This is a genomic window from Streptomyces sp. MB09-01 (genome assembly GCF_033794505.1).
Classification (GTDB): Bacteria; Actinomycetota; Actinomycetes; order Streptomycetales; family Streptomycetaceae; genus Streptomyces.
Genome location: NZ_JARAYQ010000104.1, coordinates 1 through 16,321, shown reverse-complemented (window position 1 = coordinate 16,321; position 16,321 = coordinate 1). Strand labels below are relative to the sequence as shown.

At 68.0% G+C, this 16,321-nt stretch carries 19 protein-coding genes; 18 read left to right on the top strand and 1 reads right to left on the bottom strand.

Annotated elements, in window-relative coordinates:
• Window positions 1–32: 32 nt before the first annotated feature.
• From PV721_RS21895 to PV721_RS21880, 4 genes are all read left to right on the top strand, one after another.
• The gene (locus PV721_RS21895) at window positions 33–968 is read left to right on the top strand and encodes a MerR family transcriptional regulator (protein WP_319727034.1); all 936 of its coding nucleotides are present in this window, start codon (window positions 33–35) and stop codon (window positions 966–968) included.
• 909 nt (window positions 969–1,877) lie between these two features.
• Window positions 1,878–3,230: a DnaB-like helicase C-terminal domain-containing protein gene (locus PV721_RS21890; protein WP_319727033.1), complete on the top strand. Its 1,353-nt coding sequence runs from the start codon at window positions 1,878–1,880 to the stop codon at window positions 3,228–3,230.
• Between the two features lie 308 nt (window positions 3,231–3,538).
• The gene (locus PV721_RS21885) at window positions 3,539–4,945 is read left to right on the top strand and encodes a helix-turn-helix transcriptional regulator (RefSeq protein ID WP_319727031.1); all 1,407 of its coding nucleotides are present in this window, start codon (window positions 3,539–3,541) and stop codon (window positions 4,943–4,945) included.
• 11 nt (window positions 4,946–4,956) lie between these two features.
• Window positions 4,957–5,901: an NAD-dependent epimerase/dehydratase family protein gene (locus PV721_RS21880; RefSeq protein WP_319727029.1), complete on the top strand. Its 945-nt coding sequence runs from the start codon at window positions 4,957–4,959 to the stop codon at window positions 5,899–5,901.
• Here the strand turns inward: PV721_RS21880 and PV721_RS21875 are convergent.
• Window positions 5,895–6,326, bottom strand: a complete 432-nt coding sequence (locus PV721_RS21875) for a GntR family transcriptional regulator (protein WP_319727028.1) — start codon at window positions 6,324–6,326, stop codon at window positions 5,895–5,897. The genes PV721_RS21880 and PV721_RS21875 overlap by 7 nt on opposite strands.
• A 686-nt stretch (window positions 6,327–7,012) precedes the next feature.
• On the opposite strand from PV721_RS21875, the gene PV721_RS21870 reads away from it, so the two are divergent.
• From PV721_RS21870 to PV721_RS21805, 14 genes are all read left to right on the top strand, one after another.
• Window positions 7,013–7,282 carry a DUF6284 family protein gene (locus tag PV721_RS21870; RefSeq protein WP_319727026.1) on the top strand — a complete coding sequence of 90 codons (270 nt, stop codon included), beginning with the start codon at window positions 7,013–7,015 and terminating at the stop codon, window positions 7,280–7,282.
• Entirely contained in the window at window positions 7,279–7,551 is a 273-nt protein-coding gene (locus tag PV721_RS21865; protein ID WP_319727024.1) for a hypothetical protein, read from the top strand. The genes PV721_RS21870 and PV721_RS21865 overlap by 4 nt, the downstream gene beginning before the upstream one ends.
• A gap of 56 nt (window positions 7,552–7,607) precedes the next feature.
• On the top strand, window positions 7,608–8,624 hold the full coding sequence (locus tag PV721_RS21860) for a hypothetical protein (RefSeq protein WP_319727041.1): 1,017 nt from the start codon (window positions 7,608–7,610) through the stop codon (window positions 8,622–8,624).
• Window positions 8,621–8,959 carry an RRQRL motif-containing zinc-binding protein gene (locus PV721_RS21855; protein WP_319727023.1) on the top strand — a complete coding sequence of 113 codons (339 nt, stop codon included), beginning with the start codon at window positions 8,621–8,623 and terminating at the stop codon, window positions 8,957–8,959. The genes PV721_RS21860 and PV721_RS21855 overlap by 4 nt, the downstream gene beginning before the upstream one ends.
• Window positions 8,960–9,003: 44 nt before the next feature.
• Entirely contained in the window at window positions 9,004–9,618 is a 615-nt protein-coding gene (locus tag PV721_RS21850) for a hypothetical protein (protein WP_319727021.1), read from the top strand.
• The gene (locus tag PV721_RS21845; protein WP_319727020.1) at window positions 9,615–9,836 is read left to right on the top strand and encodes a hypothetical protein; all 222 of its coding nucleotides are present in this window, start codon (window positions 9,615–9,617) and stop codon (window positions 9,834–9,836) included. Before PV721_RS21850 ends, PV721_RS21845 begins: the two co-directional genes overlap by 4 nt.
• Before the next feature lie 682 nt (window positions 9,837–10,518).
• Window positions 10,519–10,989 carry a hypothetical protein gene (locus tag PV721_RS21840; RefSeq protein ID WP_319727019.1) on the top strand — a complete coding sequence of 157 codons (471 nt, stop codon included), beginning with the start codon at window positions 10,519–10,521 and terminating at the stop codon, window positions 10,987–10,989.
• 16 nt (window positions 10,990–11,005) lie between these two features.
• The gene (locus PV721_RS21835; protein ID WP_319727016.1) at window positions 11,006–11,398 is read left to right on the top strand and encodes a hypothetical protein; all 393 of its coding nucleotides are present in this window, start codon (window positions 11,006–11,008) and stop codon (window positions 11,396–11,398) included.
• Between the two features lie 15 nt (window positions 11,399–11,413).
• On the top strand, window positions 11,414–13,582 hold the full coding sequence (locus PV721_RS21830) for a hypothetical protein (protein WP_319727015.1): 2,169 nt from the start codon (window positions 11,414–11,416) through the stop codon (window positions 13,580–13,582).
• Window positions 13,579–14,025 carry a hypothetical protein gene (locus tag PV721_RS21825; protein ID WP_319727014.1) on the top strand — a complete coding sequence of 149 codons (447 nt, stop codon included), beginning with the start codon at window positions 13,579–13,581 and terminating at the stop codon, window positions 14,023–14,025. Before PV721_RS21830 ends, PV721_RS21825 begins: the two co-directional genes overlap by 4 nt.
• 14 nt (window positions 14,026–14,039) lie before the next feature.
• Window positions 14,040–14,195 carry a hypothetical protein gene (locus tag PV721_RS21820; RefSeq protein WP_319727013.1) on the top strand — a complete coding sequence of 52 codons (156 nt, stop codon included), beginning with the start codon at window positions 14,040–14,042 and terminating at the stop codon, window positions 14,193–14,195.
• 106 nt (window positions 14,196–14,301) lie between these two features.
• On the top strand, window positions 14,302–14,472 hold the full coding sequence (locus PV721_RS21815; protein WP_319727011.1) for a hypothetical protein: 171 nt from the start codon (window positions 14,302–14,304) through the stop codon (window positions 14,470–14,472).
• A gap of 11 nt (window positions 14,473–14,483) precedes the next feature.
• Window positions 14,484–15,149 carry a hypothetical protein gene (locus tag PV721_RS21810; protein WP_319727010.1) on the top strand — a complete coding sequence of 222 codons (666 nt, stop codon included), beginning with the start codon at window positions 14,484–14,486 and terminating at the stop codon, window positions 15,147–15,149.
• 86 nt (window positions 15,150–15,235) lie between these two features.
• A complete protein-coding gene (locus PV721_RS21805) occupies window positions 15,236–16,171 on the top strand; it encodes a bifunctional DNA primase/polymerase (RefSeq protein WP_319727009.1) in 936 nt (311 codons plus the stop codon).
• Window positions 16,172–16,321 lie beyond the last annotated feature (150 nt).

Genomic DNA, 16,321 nt, shown 5'->3' with positions numbered 1-16,321 from the left:
CTCCAGTGACTGGAGACGGCAGAGTGGGGGACATGGACGCCACGACCCTCTACTCGATCGGGGAGCTCTCCCGGCGGACGGGCCTGCCCGTGAGAACCATCCGGTTCTACTCCGATTCGGGGGTGGTGGCGCCGACCACCCGAAGCCCCGCCGGCTATCGGCTCTACGACCTCGACGCACTGCTTCGTCTGGAACTCCTGCGCACCCTGCGCGAGCTGGGCATGGACCTGGCCACGATCCGACGGGTGCTGGACCGCGAGCTCTCGGTGGCGGAGGTCGCCGCGGTGCACGCCGATGCCACGGACGTCCAGATCCGGGTTCTGCAACTGCGCCGCAGCGTTCTGCGAGCCGTGGCCGGGGGCGGGGCCAGTCCCGAGGAGACCAAGCTCATGCACAGGCTCACGCAGTTGTCCGGCGAGGAACGCCGACGGTTGATCGACGATTTCGTGGAGGGCACCTTCGGCACCGCGGATGCGGACCCGGCCGCCGTGGCCATGGTGCGCGCCGCCACGCCCGACCTCCCCGACGATCCGTCCAGCGAGCAGGTCGCGGCGTGGGTGGAACTCGCCGAGCTGGTCGGCGACGAGGACTTCCGGGCCCGGATGCGCCGGGCGGCCGGCCGCCGGGCCGGCGGGCGCCCGCTCGGCATCGAGAGCGAGGCCGGCGAGGAGCTGATGGAGTTCACCCGTCAGAAGGTGTCCGAGGCCGTGGAGGCGGGCATCGACCCGCTGAGCGACAGGGGTGCACCCGTCGTCGACGACCTCGTGCAGCGCTTCGCCGAGGTCGTCGCGCGCACCCCTGACGCCCAGTTCCGGGACTGGATGGCCCAGCAGTTCGAAGAAGCACACGATCCCCAGGTGGACCGGTACTGGCGGCTGGTGTGGATCGTCAACGGCTGGCAGGTGGTACCGGACCTGGTCCCGGTGTACCCCTGGCTCATCCAGGCCCTGCGCAACGGCCGCCCTTGAACGATCCCTCCTGACCTGCGGGTTGCTCAGATGTCGCGGAACTTACAGTGCAGCGCCGTGACCTGAGTCGACGCCTTCAGCTCCATTCCTGACCAGCGTCGAAGCCGTCGTCATTGGTCATTGCCGGTCCCCTTGGGCCGCCCCCGGACGGCCCAAGGACGGCCCAAGGGCGGCCCAAGGGCGGCCCAAGGGCGAGCCTCGTGGCGCCATCTACGCCTAGCGAGAGCTAGGTCACATCGACTGGAGCCACCACACCGCTAGGGCAACCAGACCATTCACACCCGCCGTGATCCCTGCCTGTACCAGCGTGAGGATCGCCGTGTGGCGAACCGCTACGCGGGTGCGGCTTCGACTCGCACGCGGTTTGGTGCTGCTGCTCATCAGACCCCTCCTAGTTGTTGGTACTTCCAGCATTTGGGGTGCGCTCAGCAGGCTCTTCGCTTCACGTCACAACCAGACACTTACGCAATGACTCATTCGTCTGACGTGCGGCGACTCCTCATGAGAGCTTGAAGGCGAGACACTTCGGGACACTTCAGGGGGCGCCAGATGGCCAGGGTTCGAGGGAAGCGCGGCATCCCGATGCCCGATGAGCGCGCAGTGCCCCCCGGGGCTCATCGGGACATGCTGGCGGCCCTACACCAGCTCTATGCCGCGGCCGGCCGCCCAGGACTTCGCCCTATGTCCATTGGAATTAAGGGAGATAATTTCGCCCCAACCACCTTGCAGCACCAAGTGATCGGAAAAATCCTCAACGGGAAAGCGCTACCCAACCCCCGTCAGCTAGCCACATTGATCGGGTGGCTGTCACGAGAGGGGAATCCTCGCTCTAACAGGGCAGACTACTCAAGCCAGTTCATTGAGGATCTACTGCACCTACGAGCAGCGGCCGAGGATCAAGTATCTCGCATGCAAGAAGGCGGTCACGCCGAGGGATTCCCGCACGAACAAATCTTCACCAACGCTCACGCTGAGCGCCAAGCACTTGCTGGCATGTTGCACTCGGGCGGGCAGGCGGCGGATGCGGCAGCGATGGTACGCGTAGGAGACTTCACTCAGGTAGAACACCGAATAGTCTTCGAATCTATAACGGCCATCCAAAAGCGTGATGAGAACTACACGCTCGAAGAAATCTCACAGCAAATCAAGGCTTTCGGGAACTGGCCGAACGAGGAAGACCTTGATGACTTCCTGCAGGAACTATTCCACTCGCTCGAAGATCGGAGGCAAACCGAAGCCCACGCTCAAACCGTCGGCGAGCGCAGCCTCCTGCGCAGGATTTACGCTGCCGGCCAGATGATATCGCAAATCGCCTCGACGGCAGCCAGCAAGGAGAGTCTCGATGTCAATTCGATACTAGAGACAATCAAGCACGAGATCGAAAGCCTGATCCCTGAGTCTGCCGATTCTCCCCAGCCGGCCGAAGCGTTCGAGCAACCCGAAGACGGCGCCGAAACCTGGAGCGCCCAAAACATCTCCAGCGGATTACGGGACCTTGACGCTCTCACCTCTGGCTTCCGATCTGGATGCCTCACCATCATTGCTGGCGCCTTGAGTATGGGGAAGACCACGCTTGGGGCTGATTTGGCGCGTAGATGCTCTGTAGCGAACGGCCAAACTGCCGTCCTGTTTTCCTTGCAAATGACTCGCGACGACATCGCCACACGCCTACTGGCCGCAGAAGCGCAGGTATCACTGAGCGCTATGCAGTCAAATCGGCTCAGCGACTCAGACTGGAATCGGCTAGCGCAACGGCAGGCCGCCGTATCTGAGGCACCTCTTTACATCGCAGACTCCCCAACGTTCTCCATTCAAGGGCTGCGTCAAACCTGCAAGCGACTCCGCAGAGACCGTGATCTACGGTTGGTAATTATCGACAGCATTGACCTTCTCACGCAATCGGACGAACTGGGAGAGCCGCGGTCAGGTGGCGGCCTACTGAAGCTGACCAACTCGTTGCGCCTTCTTGCCAGAGAACTAGGTATCCCTGTCATCGGCCTATACCAACTCGGCCGCCTTCCAGAGGGACGGTGGTCAGACGCAAAACCAACCTTGCGCGATCTACCGGTGGAGATTGAAAATTTTGCAGACATGGTAATTCTGCTGCATCGCGAAGATGCATACGAGAAGGAGTCTCCCCGGGCCGGGGAAGCTGATCTTATCGTTGCTAAGAATCGTCATGGGCGTACAGGTGTAGCCATAACCGCCTTCCAAGGCCACTATGCGCGCTTCGTCGATATGTACGATCCATTCAGTTCGTAGCCTCGCCCACTGCGTCAAACCGCTGACGCTTTTGAGGGCCATTGGAGCGAAATTGTGTGTCCATCGAAGGGACGAAGAAGTTTATGACCACTGAACTGATCCAGTGCCCCCGGTGCGGTACGAAGCTGAGCCGGAGCAACACCGACACCGTGTGCGGCCCATGTCGTCGCCCTGTCGGCCCTGTCGGCCCTGTCGGCCCTGTCGGCTCAAGCGTTCCGTTGCGCGCTGCATCGCCCGCAGTCCCGCTGCACTGGCTGGCGGGCCGTACAGAGCGGAGTGCCCCTCCAGACGGCTCGAACCTGGCCGATGTGCTCAAGGCGTATCGATCACTCCACAAGCTCAAGCAGCAGGATCTCGCCGACTTGCTCGGCTACGACCAGTCGTACGTGTCCTTACTCGAACGCGGCAAGCGGACCATCCGGGACATGGCCGAGCTTCGCCGGCTTGCTCACGCGCTGGCGCTACCCGAAGACGAGCTTGGCCTGCTCCCGCCCGCCGATGCTGCGGTCACCGTCGGAGCTGCCACCGGTAACCCGGGGGACCGTAGTCCGCTCGCCGCTGTGGACGATCAGCGGCGTTGGCGGATGACGCGCCGCGAACTCAATCGCCACCGAGCCGACCTTACGCAGGCTGCTGCTCGCCTGTACCCGGACGTCTCCCGTGCAGGGAACAGTTCGGTACTCACCAGCGGGCCGTGGATGTGGCCCAAGCCGGTCGACTTCGCGGACATCGAGCTGGCCTGGCTGACGCAGACCAGTCCGCCGGAGATCAGCGGGCGGGAGAAGGAAGCGGAGGGAGTCCGGCCGCTCGCACCGCACGGCGCTAAGTTCGATCGCTATACCCAGGCGATTCGGATGATCGACCGGCCGTCGCTGTTCGTGAACCGGCCGAGTTTCCGTCTGCTCGACGTGGGGCGAACTGAGGGCCGTCCCAAGCTGTCGTTCGGCTACACGACCTACTTCGACATGGCCGACATCTGCGAGGGTGTGGCACACGAGCTTGCGAGCGCTTGGCTGAAGACGGGTAGCGACCCGGCCTGGATTGGTGAGCCAAGTTGGGCTGAACTCCCGTTCCGCACGCTGGTCGGGGACCCGTTCGACCTGGCCCATCGCGCATTGCTGCCGTCCATCGACACCCTGACCATTCGCCTTGGGCCCGATGGGGCGTCCTTCCCACTCCACCACCGGTCCGCGAGCAACGTTGCTCTGGCCGGAGGGACGTATCACGTGATGCCAGCCGGGGTGTTCCAGCCGTCTTCGGTCATGCCCTGGGACCAGGCGAACGACTTCAACCTCTGGCGCAACGTCCTGCGCGAGTACGCCGAGGAATTCCTCGGGGACCCGGAGGCCGACGGCAGCAGCGGGGAACCGATCGACTACGACGGAACGGAACCCTTCCGCACGCTCAACCAAGCTCGCCGCGAGGGCAAGGTCCGCCCGTACTGCTTCGGAATCGGGCTGGACCCCCTCACGCTTGCAGGCGAGATCCTGAGCGTGGTCGTCATCGAGGCAGACGTGTACGACTCGGTCTTCTCCGGCATGGTGTCGCGGAACTCCGAGGGTGCCGTCGTGGCAGGCAACGCCGGCGGGAGCGGCGCGGGAATCGAGTTCACCGAGTCCAACGTCCGGCGCCTGCTGGACAATGAACCCCTGGCGTCCGCAGCCGCCGCGTGCCTCGATCTGGCGTGGCAGCACCGCGGGCTCATCCTGGGCTGAGAGGCAGATCAGTGCGCGTACTTGTGACCGGTGCATACGGGTTCGTAGGCAATGCGGTCGTGCGGCGGCTCGCCGAGGCGGGCCACGACACCGTGGCACTCACCCATCGGCCGGCGGACGCTCCCGTACCGGACCTGCCGGTATCCCGAGTGTTCCGAGGCGACATCCGTGACGGGGACGCTCTCAGGGAAGCACTTGAGGGTGTCCAGGGCGTGTGCCACCTAGCGGCTCTCACCCGGGTACGGGAGTCGTTCGAGCGCCCGGAGGAGTACGAGGCCGTCAACGCTGGCGGCACGGTGGCCTTGCTCGATGCCCTGGCCGGCGCGTCTATAGGCTCACAGGTCCCGACGTTTGTCCTCGGCTCGACTGCGGCGGTCTACGGAGCGCCCGAGCAGCAGCCCATCGGCGAGGACACCGTTCCGGCTCCGAGCAACCCGTACGGAACGTCGAAGCTGGCCGCCGATATGGCGCTACAGGATCGTGCGAGGGCAGGCGCGATCAAAGGGGTCAGCCTTCGGTGCTTCAACATCTCGGGTGCCGTCAACGGCGTGGGTGATGCGGACGAGAGCCGGATCATCCCGAAAGCCGTGGCGGTGGCAGCCGGCCGCTACCCGCAGCTCGAAATGAACGGCGACGGTGACGCCGTCCGGGATTTCGTGCACGTTGACGACCTGGCGCGGGCGTACGTGATGGCGCTTGAGGCCAACAGCCTCGCCCCGTACCGGGTGTACAACGTCGGCGCCACCCCGGCGAGCATGCGGGAGATCGTGGCCACGGTGGAACGGGTTACGGGAAGGGACGTGCCCGTGCTGCACCGTCCCCCGCAGCCCGAGCCGCCGCGGCTCGTGGCCGACATTTCCAGGATCACCGCTGATCTGGGTTGGAAGCCGGAACGATCCAGCCTTGAGCAGCTGGTGAGCGACGCGTGGTCCGTCGTATCTGCCGATAGTCACTGAGACTTGGTCAAGCGGTCCTTGACGCTCGCGGGTAGATCGGCGAATGCCGCCTGCCAGCGCTCAAGGGCCGCTTCGCTGTGCGCGGTACCGGCTCCGCCCTTCCCCAGAGTCTCGCGTAGGGCTGCTTCAACCTCCATGCCTGCTTGCAGCAGCGGCAGGGCCCAATCCGCGGCACCGCGTGAGTGATCTGCGAGTCGGGGCGGGAACTGGGCAAAGACCCCTTTGCCTTGGTGGCCGACGACGTATCCCTCGGCTCGCAGGAGTGAGACGGCGTTCTTCACCACGGTGCTTGAGGCGCCAGAGCTGGTGATCAGATCCTGTGCAGACGGTAGGGGGGCACCGTCGGCGATCTCGCCGCTGCGAATGCGTTCCCGCAGGTCATCGGCCAGCTGAAGGTATGCCGGCTGCCCTCGAAACTCTGTCACAGGGAGAGTCCTCCAGTCGGGGATGTCGTACCTAGTACACCAGTCTCCCTGCATCCATTCCCTATGGGCAGGGGCGAGCCACTTGCCAACATGGTGCACTAGGTGCACCATGTTGAGCAGAGGGCGATGCGGACGTGCCGGGCCTCATATGACAAGCCGTCATTCGATTCCGGAGCTCTGCGCGGAGAGGCTTGTCAACAAGCAGAGCCGCCACGGAAACGGCGGCTCAGTCGCTGAAAAGCCACTCATGAGGGGCCTTCTTTGGGCTGCTCTGAGCTGCACAAACGCTCCGCCACCAACTCAACAGCGTGATCCACCGCAGCATGACGGCCGTGACCGCATCGGCCGAGGCGAGTGGAGACCAGCCGACTGAGAACGGGCCCGCTTCACAACCGGGCCCCACACCCCGTAGGGGGACACGCCATCGGCTCTAAAGATCCGCACGGCCAGACATCGGCCGCGACGACTTCCGGGGATTCGGACCGCCTCCGGTTTGAGCGGCTGCCGTGCGAAGCCCAGTCCGACCTTCACCAATGACCACGGTCCCCGACGCCCGACTCCTAGTCCGGGCGTCGGGCGGCCGTGGCTGTTCGTGGAATCGAGCAGTCGCTTCAACGAAGTGCGGCCCCGGTGCTGAAACACCGGGACCGCTGCGAGCCGTCCACCTGCTAGGGAGAACACGACTCATGAAGCACATCATTGCACTTCAGGACGTTGCTACGCCGTGGTCCGACGGTTTGGAACCCTCGGACGCGGAGCTGAACGCGATCGAGGCCGAGATGGACGTGGTGCTCGCCGAGGTCGAGTTGCTGGACGCGCTGATCGTTCTGCTGGACCGGCCGGCGTCGGAGTTCGACGGCCGCCGGATTCGGCGGGCGCACCACCGGGTGCTGGCCGCCCGCCGGGACGCGGCCAACCGCGCCGCCGGTACGCAGGTCTCGGGGGACGCGGCATGAGCGAGCGCACCGAATCGGCCCACACCGACCTGCTGGACGCAATCGTGGAAGCGCTGGACCTGCCGCTGCCGTCCATCGAGGAGGCGGACGAGCGGGCCTACTATCGGCTGCTGGAGCGCCGGGCCCTGGCCGTCCGGATCATCCTGCAGATCAACCGGACCGTCACCCGGGACCCCTGTGTGGCCGTGGAGGCGATCCGCACCCGGACTGCCGAGGAGCCCATCACCTACACCCCGTTCGAGCCCATGAAGGGCGGCGAGGACCGGTGAACGGCCGCCCGCTGACGGGAGCCCAGAAGGCCGTCCTCGGTCTCGCGTTCGCCCCGATGCTCGCCACGGGCGCGGCTGGCGGGTACGGGACGTACTCCAACATCAAGGGCGCGTACAACTCCGGCACCGCGCTCGGCGCGGTGGCCGCCGGTGAAGGCGCCACCGCCGTCCTGGCGCTGGTGCTGCTGGGGCTGACCATGCTGGGTCAGTCCTCCCCGGCCGTGGTCCGTGCCGGGCTGTGGGCGCTGCCGGCCGCCGCGTCGGCCATGTCCGCCGTCGCCGCTCCGGACGGGCCCCGCACCGTGATCTACGCGATCACTCCGCTGGGCATGTCGGTATCTGCCGAGGGCATGGCGTTCCTGGCCCGGCGGATCGTGGTCCATGTCGACGGCCGGGACGCCGAGGCCGAAGCGAAGGCCGCGTCGGTGGTGCAGGCGCTGGCGTACCACCGCGCTCGCGCGGCGAACCACCCCGACGAGAAGATCCGGGAGCGGTCGGATCGGGCGTCGTGGCGTCTGGCCCGGAAGGTCGGCAGGTCGGACACCACGCTCGGGGCCCGGCTGCTGGATGTCCAGCGGGAGCGGATCACCACCGGTGCGGACGTGGCCCTGGGCGACATGTTCGCGATCACCGTCACACCCCCCGCCGAGCCCGTCACGGCTGGGCGTGACGCCGTCGCGGCGGCCGTGACTCCCGCCCTCCCTCCGGTCCCCGAAACGGCCTCCGGCGAGGGTCCCGTCACGGGTGGGCGTGACGCGGAAGACACGCAGGTCAGCGACCCGTCGACCGGTCTGGAAGAGGGGGGCGTCACGCCCTCCGTCACGCCTGCCCTCCCGCCCGTGACGCTCGACGAGGTTGCTGCCATCGCCGGGGTGCCCACCCCGCTGATCGCCGAACCGCTGACCGACGAACAGATCGTGGTCGTCCTCCGGTTCCTGCGCTACTCCGCCGACCCGCCCCTGTCCTACCGACAGACCGCCGCCGCCTTTCGCGACTCCGGATTCACCGGGGGCGAGGCACGCATCCGGGGCGCGTGGACCACGCTTATGGCTCAGGAGGAGAGCCCCCGGTGAGCACCCTCCCCGTCTACCGGTGGCGCCTCGCACCTGAGGGTCTGGCCACTCGTCGTCAGCTCCGCGCCGTCGGGCTTCGGCCCGGCGGGCAGGGTGTCGTCGCCCAGCTGGAGCGCCCGCGCCGACGGCGGGGCCCGCTGGTCGCCTACCTGTACCGGGTTGACCTCGCGAAGCCGGTCCGGCCGATGACCCCCAACCGGTGGGCGGCTCTCGCCAAAGCGGATGCGGCCCGCCGCCGATGCACGGTCTGTCGGGATCACCTCCCGTACGTGATTCCGACCTCGCTCGGCATGTGTGTGGCCTGCCACGACTTCCCTGAACAGCGCGCCGTCTGAACACCCGACTCTTCACCCCTGAGCACCGGAAGGAGGGGGCCGCCATGTCCGGCATCGACTGGGACAAGGAGTTCACCCGCATGAACCCCGCAGCCCCGGAAAAGCCCAGCACGTCGTCCAAGTTCTCCGCCAAGTTCAGCGGGGTACGCCGCAACACCGCCGCTCTCGCCGTGTGCGGCACCATCGCCGTCCTCGCCGTGTGCGGCACCGTCGTGGCCGTCACCAGCATGCAGGGCGAGCAGGCCGCCCAGGACCGCGCGCGGGCCAAGGAACAGGCCGCGAACACCCTGGTCGAGGTCGAGGCCGACAAACAGCGCGCGCAGACCGAGGAAGCCGCGGCCAAGGCCCTGTACGAGCGGGAGATGGCCGTCTACCTGGAGTGCATGAAGGTCCGGGCGGCGGCGGTCGCCAAGGCCGCCTCCTACGAGGTCGCGAAGATCCCCGCCTGCGCGGCCCCCACCCTGGGCGGGGCCTCGGCACCCAAGGCCAAGGAGGCCGCCGGCGGTTCCGGCGGCGGCATCACGTCCAGCCCGTGGCTGTGGGTGGCGCTGGTCGGCGGCGGCGGGCTCGTCGCCTACAAGAAGCTCTCCGCACCCTCCGCTTCCGGTGCGGTAACCCCCGCGAACAACAAGGGATTCACCTTTGAGAAGGGTGCATGAGAATGACGCTCCAGTTCTTCGCCCTGGCCCTGTTCTGCTGGGCGGTGTTCTTCACCTTCAAGAAGACCAAGGGAAAGCAGCAGATGATCTGCCTGCTGCTGATCGTCTCCGGAATCTTCCTTCCGTACACGCCGTTCAGTGACGAGATCCGCAGCACCCTCGAATCCGTCTTCAACACCGCGAACGACACCGTCAGCGACATCGGCACGTCACGCTGAGTCGGATCGACGTCCGGTTACTGGTTACCGGTTACAGCCCCCAGGCGCCGCCCCGGGACCGCTCTGGGCGGCCCGAACCGGGCCCGCAGGGCCTGTAACCGGTAACTGGTAACCCCCGACAACTACACAGTGTCATGGAAGGAGGCTCGTGGAACTCCTCATCCTGCTCGCCATCACCTACCTCGTCGGCGTCGACAACACCCACGGCAAATACGAGCAAGCGGGAATCAAGAAACCCCCGCCCAAGCCGAAAGGGAAATGGCAGCCGACCCGGGCGCCGGACACCTTCCGAAACGCCCCCTACAACGCTGCCGCGAAAGCGCATTACGGGCTGCTGGTGGGTGCCCACTGGGCCGGGGGACTGCGTGACGGATGGCGCTCCGCCTACCTGAAAAGGCCGGGGAAGGCGCCTTCCGGTTCGCCTTCCGCCACGACTCCTCCGGAGCCCTCTGCGCCTGCCTCCGGGACCACGGTGCCGCCGAAGCCCACTACACCGCCGGCGCCCGCCACACCCCCGACGGCCCCGCCGCCGAAGCCCTCAACGCCGCCGACCGCGCCGCCTCCGCCGCCGTCTGCCGGCGCACCTCCCGCGCCTGCTGCAGGGCCGACGATCCCGCCGCCCGGCACGGTCCCTGCGCCGCCCGTCGTCACGATCCCCGAGCAGATCAGGAAGGACCCTGCGATGCAGCCCAACCCGCCTATCCCGCACACCGCGACCGTCGACGCCAACGGCGTCCACGTCGCCACCGCCCAGGGGAAGTCCCGCACCTACAGCGGCGGCGAGGTCATCACCTTGACGCAGGTCATCGACCTCGCCGAAGGCGCGGCCACGCTGTGCCAGTCCAGCTCCGAGACCGCCCTGGAACTCGTGGACGAGTCCACGCAGCTGGCCGCGGACTGCGACGTGCTGATCGCCGAGATCACCGAGAAGGGCGTCGGCTCGAACCTGATCGGCAAGTGCGAGCACCTGAAAGAGCAGCTCGACCTGCAGGCCGCCGCCGCGAAGAAGCTCCACGACCAGATCCAGGGCGGCGAGGAGTCCTGCCGGACCGCGTCCGCGAACGCCGAGGTCCGCCACGGCCAGATCTTCCGGGCCGTGGCGGACTCCCCGCTGACCAAGCCCGCCGAACGCGACTTCTACAACGCCCGATAGACGAGGAGCAGCCCGGATGTCTGTCACCGAATCCCTGAAGGACGCCGCCACCTACGCGGCCCTGCGGACCAAGCTGGCCTGGCTCACCCACCAGGTCCACGCCCACGCCGAGACCGTCACCAAGCTCGCCACCGATGTCGACGAGACGGCGGAGCAGATGCAGGACGCCGCCGAGACGATGAAGGCGCTGGCCGTGGACGCGGCCACCACCGCGGAGTTCGCGGACGCGGCCCTGACGATGACGGGCGCGAAGGAAGCGGCCGGTGCCTACACCGCGGCGGCGGACAGTGCGGCCGCGGCCGCCGACGACGCCAAGACCACGACCGAGTCCGAGCACGGTGGTATCGCCGACGCGGTGGACACCTCCCCGGTCGAGATGGCCGAAGCCGCCTTCTACACCCAGCAGTAGGAAGGAGCAGGGGCCATGGGGCCGACCCGCACACAGTTCATCCAGTACGCGCCCGCCGCCCTCGCCGTGGGGGCGCTCACGGTCGGCCCGTGGTCCGCTCTTGCCGCTGCGGTGGCCGGGGCGGGGGCGTGGGCCATCGGTGCCTCCGCCCCCGTCCTGCGCTCCCTGATCGCCTGTGGGATCACGACCAGCGGGTGCGGCATCGCCGCCCACGAGATCCTGGCGAGCGGGATGGACCCGCTGTTCGCGCTCGGTCTCGCCGTCCCGGCCGGAGCCGCGGCCCTGGCCCACTACCGCAACACCGGCGGCGAACTCGTAGCCCTGCCCGCCACGACGGCTGCGGCTCCGGCGGGGCAGTCCTCTCAGGTGCAGGTGGTTACGGCGTGGTGGGCGGAGTTCATCTCCGGCCCGACGCAGACCGAGGGGCGCAAGCTGATTCAGGCCGGGGCCGTGCTCGCGCACCTCGCCCTGGACGTCGGGGACGAGCACGTGTCGTTCACCGGGGTCATCACGCTGCCCCAGGGCCAGCAGGTGAGGGTGAAGGCGGCGGACATCGCCTCCGTCTACGGGATTCCCGTCTCCCAGGTGGAGCTGGGCGATCCCAAGCACTTCGCGCCGAACGCGCTTCCGATCACCGTGCACCTCAAGAAGGCGACGGCGGCGCCGGAGATTGCGGCTGGCGTCCCGACGACTCCCGAGGAGTTGTGGGCCGCGCACGTCGCCATCCCGGACGGCGCGATGCCCGGCACCCGCCTGACCCTGACCCGCTACGACGGCCCCCTGGACTGGGAAGGCATCGCCACCCGCGAGCGGAAGGCCATCGGAACCGTCAACATCCAGGACCTGGCCGGGAACCTCGACCTGTCGAACATCCAGGTCGCCCTGGCCGCCACCGACAAGCCCACGCAGATGGGCGTGCGTGTGATGAAGGAGCACACGCTCATGCACGGCACGATGCTCTCCACGGTCGTCGACGAGCTGGCGATGGACTCGCGCGGATACGTCCGCCTGGGCACCTACATCGACGCCCGCCCCGCCCTCGTCCCGCTCGCCCAGCCCGGATCCGGCGCCCGCCACCTCTACCTCGTCGGCGGATCCCGCTCCGGAAAGTCCGGAGTGCTGGAACAGATCCTGCTCTCCGCCCACAAGTCCCGGATAGCGGTGATCCTGTCCTCGCCGCAGGCGGGAACCATCGCGGGAGCAGGCCTGGCCGCGCACTCCGGGGACGGGCTGGATGAGGCGATGGGTGCCCTGCGGCTGGCCTACGGGCTGATGCTCGACCGCGAGAGCCGCTACCGCTCCCCGTCCTTCCCCTTCACCGACCCGCTGGTGCTGGCCGTCATCGACGAGGCCCACATGCTGCTGGCCACCTCCTCGCCCTATCACGCGGAGGCGAAAGCGATCGTGGAGCAGATGACCCGCCGGTCCCTGAAGAGGGGCATCGGCGTGGTCCTGGCCACGCAGACCCCGCTCGCCGAAGACCTCGGCAACTCCTCCATCATCCGCTCACAGCTCCTGATCGGCGGCGGCGCGGTCTTCCTGCGCTGCGCCAAAGGCCAGGGCTCCCTGGTCGGCGCGAACGCGGTCCAGGGCGCGGAAGGAATCGACCTGTCGCTGATCCCCGACTCCTGGCCCGGCCAGGCCCAGAAAGTCGCCGACCGCGACATGTCCGGCCTGGACACCACCGCCGTCGCCAAACCCGAGGACGCCACCTTCGGCCTGGGCTACCTCCTCACTCCCGGATCGCAGGCCGTCCAGTTCCGCTCCCTCTACCTGGACGTCCCGCCCGCATCCCTCGCCGGAAACCAGCCGCCCGTCGCCGTGGAGGACTGCGAGGCGTGGCAGCACGCGGAGGCGATCGCGCAGACCCCGATGGTCGACCAGCGCGGCAAGAACCTGATCGGCAGCGTCGCCGACCTCCTCACCAAAGCCCAGCAGGGAGCGTCCGCGCTGCCGCAGCAGCGGGCCCAGACAGGCCCCGTCGGCCCCGCACCCGCTTCGGACGGACAGGAGCTGATCAAGCCGCGAATCCTCGAACTCCTGAGGGAGGAAGCCATCCCCATGACCGCCGAGACCATCGCCCGAAAGCTCGGCACCACCGCCAAGAACATCAAACCGCGCCTGTCAGAACTGAAGAAGCGCGAAGAGATCACCAACGAAAACGGACTGTGGAGGGCAGCATGAACCGCACCACAACCCGCTTCACCCCCATCGACCCGGACCTGTACGCGAAAGCGTTCCAGCTCCTCGACCCCGCCCCGGAACCCGACGTCCCCGCGGCCCCGGCCGCGCCCGCCGTCCTCGCCGCGCGCCCGCCCGTACACCGGCCCGGGCCGGTCGAGAAGACCCTCACCGACGCCCTCGCGTTCCTCGACACCCACGGCTGGACCAAACACCGCCTCATCCACGCCGAGGGCGCCCGCTGCTCCATCGGCGCCCTGCGCGCCGCCGCCGGCACCCGCAACGCCGCCTACCGGGACGCAGGCAACCTCCTCCTGGACGAAGCCCGCCGCCAGCACGGCCAGCAGTGGGACGCGATCCCCACCTGGAACGACTCCCACACCGGCCCCCAGGTCCGCAGCGTGTGGGAAGCCGCCATCCAGCGCGCACACCACCTGAACATCTGAGTCCGGAGCCGCCTGTGTCGTTCTCGTTCACCGACCCCAAGCCGAACAACGAACCGTCCTTCTCCTTCACCAGCCCGGCCGACGTGGAAAAGCAGCTGCAGGCGATCGCCGACATGGCCCAGGAAATCCTCCGCCTCGTCGCCGCCCTCCGCAGACAGATCAACAACTGAACGTCCCGTCAGCAGACAACGAGGGCGGCCCCTCTCCCCAGAGTCCGGGCCGCCCTCACTCATGTCCGACCGTGCCACCAGCCCTCAACCGCCGAAAGGCCACCGCGTGAACCAACCCCTGCTCGAGCGCGCCGCGGACGCGCTCGCGCTCCTCACCGGCACGCGCACCGTCCGCTGCCCGCACCCCGGCTGCCGGGTCTCGGTCCGCTACCGCCATGTCACCCCCGACGAGGCCAAGCGGCTGACCGACCTGGCCACCGACCACGCCCGCCACTGAGGAGAAACCACATGACCAAGCCCTGCACCACGGTGCCGTGGTTCGAGACCCTGACCGACAGCGTCTCTGCCCTCGGCGCCGCCGCCCGGGAAACCCGCACCGCCCACCGCGCCGCAGAAGCTGCCGGCGCGCAGTACAACCTCGACCGACTCCGACTCCTGGACGGCGCCATCACCGTCCCCGGCCGGTCCTCCGGGGTACCCGACCGCCCGCACGACCGCGCGCTCTTCACGATCGGCCGCTCCCACAGCGAGCACGAACGCCGGATGGCCGACCTGTACGAGGACGCGGCCGCCGCCTACGCCTACGGCGCCGCCTGGGCGATCCAGCGGGTGCTGGACGGGCAGGAGCCTCCGCTCGTCGTCCTGGGCCGCACGTCCGACGGCCGCACCGTCATCCCCGACGAGGTGTTTCCCTACCCGCCCGCCTTCAAGGGCCTCGACGGCTGGAGTGACCACGCGCGGTTCGAGTGGGCCCGGGCGGAGCTGGAGCGGCTGGGCTACCTGTGGGCCCACGTCCACGATCTCGACGAGCCCGACATCCCCGACACCTTTGACCTCCTCGACACCACCGAGAACCTCGAAGCCTTCCCCGACGCCGCATTCGCCTTCGGCCAGATCGCCGAATCCGCGCTGACCTTCGCGCTCCTCGACCACCGCCACCCGCACCGGCACTAGCTACGCCGAGGGCGGCCCCTCTCACGCCAATGAACCGGGGCCGCCCTCGTCCACAACCCATCAACAGACCTGTGGAGGTCACCAGCATGACCCATCCCACCGACATCGAGCGAGACCACGAGCGACCGTCCTTACCCGCCCACCTCCGTACCGCGCTCTGGCTCGCAGGGATCGGACTGCCCGTCCTGCCCCTGCGCGCGAGCAAGCTTCCCGTCGGGAACTGCGTCGCCTGCACCAGCAGCAAAGGCGCCGGGCCCTGCCGGTGCGGGGACCGGCCGAACATGAAGTTCGCCGGGCCCTGCCAGTGCCCCGCCCCCTGCCACGCCTGGGCCGCCGCCACCACCGACCCGACCGTCCTCACCTCCCCGGCATGGGCCCGCTCCTGGCGGCAGGCCGGAGGGGTCGCCTACCACCCCGGCGGCGCCGGGCTCACGGTCGTGGACCTCGACAACGCCGAAGCGGTCGCCTGGGCCCGCCAGACCCTCCCCGCGACCAAGACCGTGGCGACCACCCGGGGTGAGCACTGGGTCTACCGGGGCGCCATGCAGTCCGCCAACGGGGTCCGGCCCGGCGTGGACATCAAGTCCCTGATGTCCTACGCCCGCTGGATCAACACCGGGACCGGCACCATGACCGCCCTGCCCGACGCCGTCCGCGCCCTCCTCGGCAGGGAAGAGTCCACCGCCCCCCGGCGCGGGGAGGTGGACTCTTCCTCACCGGCACGCGCCACCTGGGACCGATCGGTCGCCACCGGCTGCCGCCACAACGACACCTTCATCCGCACCGGCCTGCAGCGCGGGCTCGCCAGGATCACCGCCTGCCGGGACGAGGGCGCCGGATCCAAGGCCTATGGCGTCGCCCGCTTCCTCGCCAACCAGCACACCGCCTGCCCCGGCCCCTGCGGCCTGGAGATCCTCGCCCGGCACATCATCGACGCGGCCGTGTCCGTAGACGTCCCCGAGGCGTACGCCGAGCGGGCCGTCGCCAACGGGTTCGGCGCCGTGCTGGTGAAGGCGCCATGACTGCCCGCCCCAGTCCCGCCTGTCCCTTATACACATCTCAGGCTGCCGACGGCTTACTAGGTGTAGTTGCATGTGGTCACAAGTTCAATAAAAAAAACAAGTCAAAATAATGAGAAGAGGAGACGTGGAAAAAAACAACGGAATGGAATG